Here is a 3,401-nt window from a genome sequence, read left to right as displayed (position 1 = left end):
ATGAATCCACGCTTGATCGGAACGGCGGTTCTCGGCCTGCTCGTCGCCATGGTGCTGCTCAACAGCTTCTACGTCGTGCAGCCCGGCGAGCGCGGCGTGCACGTCACGCTCGGCACGATGTCGGATCAGTTCGTCGCGCCTGGCTTCGGCATGCGCTTGCCCATGGTCACGCAGATCTGGCGCGTGAACGTGCAGCAGGACACGCGCGAGATCGGCGCGGACTGCTTTTCGTCCGACCTGCAGCAGATCACGATCCAGCTCAAGGTGCTGTACCGGATCCCGGAGACGTCGGTGGTCTCGGTGCTGCGCGACTACGCGGGACACCCGTTCGAGAAGCTGATCCTGCCGCGCGTGCAGGAGGCGACCAAGGAAGCCACGGCGCTGCGCACCGCCGCCGACATCGTGAAGTCGCGCGAGCAGGTCAAGGCCGCGGCGCTCGAGTCGTCGCGCGAGAAGGTCGGAAGCCTGCTGATCATCGAGGACCTCGTGATCGAGGACGTGAAGCTCTCGCGAGAGCTCGAGCAGGCGATCGAGGCCAAGATGGTGCAGCAGCAGGAGGCCGAGAAGGCGATCTTCAAGATGCAGCAGGCCAAGACCGACGCCGAGACGCTGATCATCAAGGCCACCGCCGACGCGGAGTCGATCCGAATCCAGGGCGAGGCGCTCGAGCAGGCGCCGAAGCTCGTCGAGCTGAAGATGGTCGAGAAGTGGAACGGCGTCTCGCCGCAGGTGGTCGGCGCCGGCTCGAACATCATGCTCCCGCTCGAGAGGCAGGGAAGCGCGCGCTGATCGCGGCTCAGGGCTCGGCGGGGTCCAGGCGCACCACGCGCGAGCGGGTCTGGTCGACGAAGAGCCCGACCCAGCGGTCGCGAAGTCCGTATTTCTCGCGCAGCAGCGCGCGGATCCGCGCGCGCGCCGAAGAGTCCTCGAAGCGCACGGCCAGGAAGTCGCCGTGTCGGCCCTCGGCGCGGAGCGCGATCCGCGGATCGCGGCCGAGGTCGTCGAACCACGCGTTCTGCGCCGAGCCGGCCTCGAGCCAGAGCTCGCGCTCCGGCTCCACGAACCAGACGTGGGTCGAGCGGATCGAGCCATTCTCCGCGTGGGTCTCGACGATCGCGACGCCGCCGGCCTCGAGCCAGAGCTCGCGCTCCGGCTCCACGAACCAGACGTGGGTCGAGCGGATCGAGCCATTCTCCGCGTGGGTCTCGACGATCGCGACGCCGCCGGACTCGAGCGCGAGCCAGGTGATCGCGGCTAAGGCGATTCCGAGCGCGGCGACGCTCGCGAGCGCCACCCCGACGACTCGAGCGGCGCTCGCCCCCATCAGAAGACCGCGATCGGATTCAGCGGCGAGGCGGTGCCGCGCAGCAGCACCAGCGGCGCGAGCGTGAGCAGGAACTCCCAGCGCGCTTCGGCGACGCAGGCGCTGGCGAGCGGCTCGAGCTCCAGGTTGTCGATCAGGTGCAGGCCGAGCGCCGCGATCGCGACGGAGTGGATCGGCAGGCCCACGCCGGGGACGCGCGAGGGAATGACGTCGGAGACGCCGTCGCAGCCGAGCGCCGCCACGCCGCGCTCGTGCAGCCAAGGCAGGCACGAGGCGTCCAGGCCCGCGAGCGAGACGCGCGGATCCCACGGCCCGCGCGCGTCGCGAAGCGCCCAGCGCCCGGTGCGCACCAGCAGGAGGTCGCCCGGCTCGACGCGCAGGCGCGCGTCCCGCTCGGCGCGTTCGAGGTCGTCGGGGAAGATCGGCTCGCCGCTGTCGAGAAACGGCACGCCGCGCGATCGCGGCACGTCGAGCAGAATGCCGCGCGAGACGACGCCGGAGCTCAGCTCGTGGATGCCGAGCTCGAGCGCGCCGTGCGCGGTCACGCTCTCGATCGGATAGCCGTTGTACAGCTTCCCCTCGTGGAAGATGTGGCAGAGCGCGTCGATGTGAGAGGTGGCGAAGCCGTGCGGCGCGATCGCGAAGTAGTCGCCGCCCCAGCCCTCGGTCGCGGTGCCGGTCATGTGGTGCGCGACCGGGTTCGGATTCTCGGGGCCGGGCAGCGTCGGCAGCGGCCGCGACGCCGATACGGTCCGCCCGCTGCGCACGAGCCGGGCCGCGGCCACGCGCTTCTCGGACGTGATCAGATTCAGCGTGCCGAGCTGATCGCGCGCGCCGAACCGGCCCCAGTTCGAGAGTGACTGGTGGAAGGCGAGAACCTGCTCGTGAGACAGCGGCGCGCGCGCCGCGCTCATCGCATCGCCCTCACGCCGGAGGCTGCGCGTGCAGCCGGGTGGAGCGCGCAAAGCCCGTGAGCACGAAGCGCAGGAAGCGGTCGAGCGCCGCGTCGGAGAGCTCGCCTGCGTCGTCGAAGGCCTGGTGCGCCGAAGCGAGCGAGAACATGTCCGGGTAGACGTGCACGCCGACGACTTCGAGCGACATCCGCAGCACCCAGAGCCCGCGGTTCCCGCCGACGAGCGACGGCGACGCGGACATCAGCACGGCGGTCTTCCCGCGCAGCGGCATCGGCTTCGCGCGCGTGACCCAGTCGATCGCGTTCTTCAGCACGGCCGGCACCGAGTAGTTGTATTCCGGCGACGCGATCACGAGCCCGTCGGCCGCTGCGATTCGCGCCGCCAGCTCCTGCGCGCCGGCCGGCAGGCCCGAGCCCGCCTCGAGATCGCCGTCGTAGAACGGCAGATCGAGCGCGCGCAGATCGACGCGGTCCACCTGCGCGCCCTCCTTCTCCAGAACCCGCAGCGACAGATCCAGTAGCCTGCGGTTCAGCGACGCCCCGCGCAGCGAGCCCGAGATCGCAACCAGCTTCATCGTTTGTCTCCTTCCACGGTGAGCCCGACCTCCTGTCCGAACGAGAGCTCGAGCGTGTGGCCGTCGGGGTCGCGGATGAAGGCCCAGTATCCGACCGGCGGACCGGCGTCGGACGGGCCTGCGACCAGACGGCCCTCCTGTGCCGCGAGCGCGGCCAGGCGATCGACCTCGGCGCGGCTCTCGCACCCGACGCCTAGATGCGCGAGCGGCCGGAGCGGGTTCTCGACCGTCGGTGTCGCCACCAGCACGATCACGAACGGCCGGGTGCGATCGGAGAGCCAGACGACCCCGTCGCGCCGGTGCACGACCTGCATTCGCGCGTAGCGCGACCAGAACGCGACGGTCGCGTCGAGGTCCGACGAGGAGAGCGCGACGTGCGTGAGCCCGAGATCGTGCACGCGGGCATTCTGCGCGGGATCGGCACGCCGAGCAACGAGCTCTTGACCCGATGGCGGCAGGCGTCGAGACTGCGCTCGATCATGGCGTGGTTTCGAAACCGCTCGCGCAGCTCCTCGAGCGACGACTCGACCCTGGTCGGCGGCGAACGTCTGGTGCTCGCCGTGCTGGAAGGCGCGGACACCGGCGCGAG

Annotated in this window: 5 protein-coding genes; 2 read left to right on the top strand and 3 right to left on the bottom strand. The window is 70.5% G+C overall.

The annotated features are described in order from the left end of the window. Entirely contained in the window at positions 1–789 is a 789-nt protein-coding gene (locus FJ108_18225) for a prohibitin family protein (GenBank protein MBM4337829.1), read from the top strand. Positions 790–796: 7 nt separating this feature from the next. On the opposite strand, the gene FJ108_18220 is transcribed toward FJ108_18225, so the two are convergent. From FJ108_18220 to FJ108_18210, 3 genes are read right to left on the bottom strand one after another with little or no spacing between them, the layout of a single operon-like run. Further along, positions 797–1,324: a hypothetical protein gene (locus FJ108_18220; protein MBM4337828.1), complete on the bottom strand. Its 528-nt coding sequence runs from the start codon at positions 1,322–1,324 to the stop codon at positions 797–799. After that, on the bottom strand, positions 1,324–2,238 hold the full coding sequence (locus tag FJ108_18215) for a cyclase family protein (protein MBM4337827.1): 915 nt from the start codon (positions 2,236–2,238) through the stop codon (positions 1,324–1,326). Before FJ108_18215 ends, FJ108_18220 begins: the two co-directional genes overlap by 1 nt. Positions 2,239–2,248: 10 nt before the next feature. Continuing rightward, positions 2,249–3,262, bottom strand: a complete 1,014-nt coding sequence (locus tag FJ108_18210) for an NAD(P)H-dependent oxidoreductase (protein ID MBM4337826.1) — start codon at positions 3,260–3,262, stop codon at positions 2,249–2,251. Here FJ108_18210 and FJ108_18205 point away from each other — a divergent pair. After that, positions 3,187–3,401 (top strand): hypothetical protein (locus FJ108_18205; GenBank protein ID MBM4337825.1); only part of this gene is annotated, 215 nt, incomplete at its 3' end. The genes FJ108_18210 and FJ108_18205 overlap by 76 nt on opposite strands.

The organism is Deltaproteobacteria bacterium, assembly GCA_016875225.1.
In the GTDB taxonomy this organism is placed as follows: domain Bacteria; phylum Myxococcota_A; class UBA9160; order SZUA-336; family SZUA-336; genus VGRW01.
This window is presented reverse-complemented; position numbering and strand designations above follow the sequence as displayed.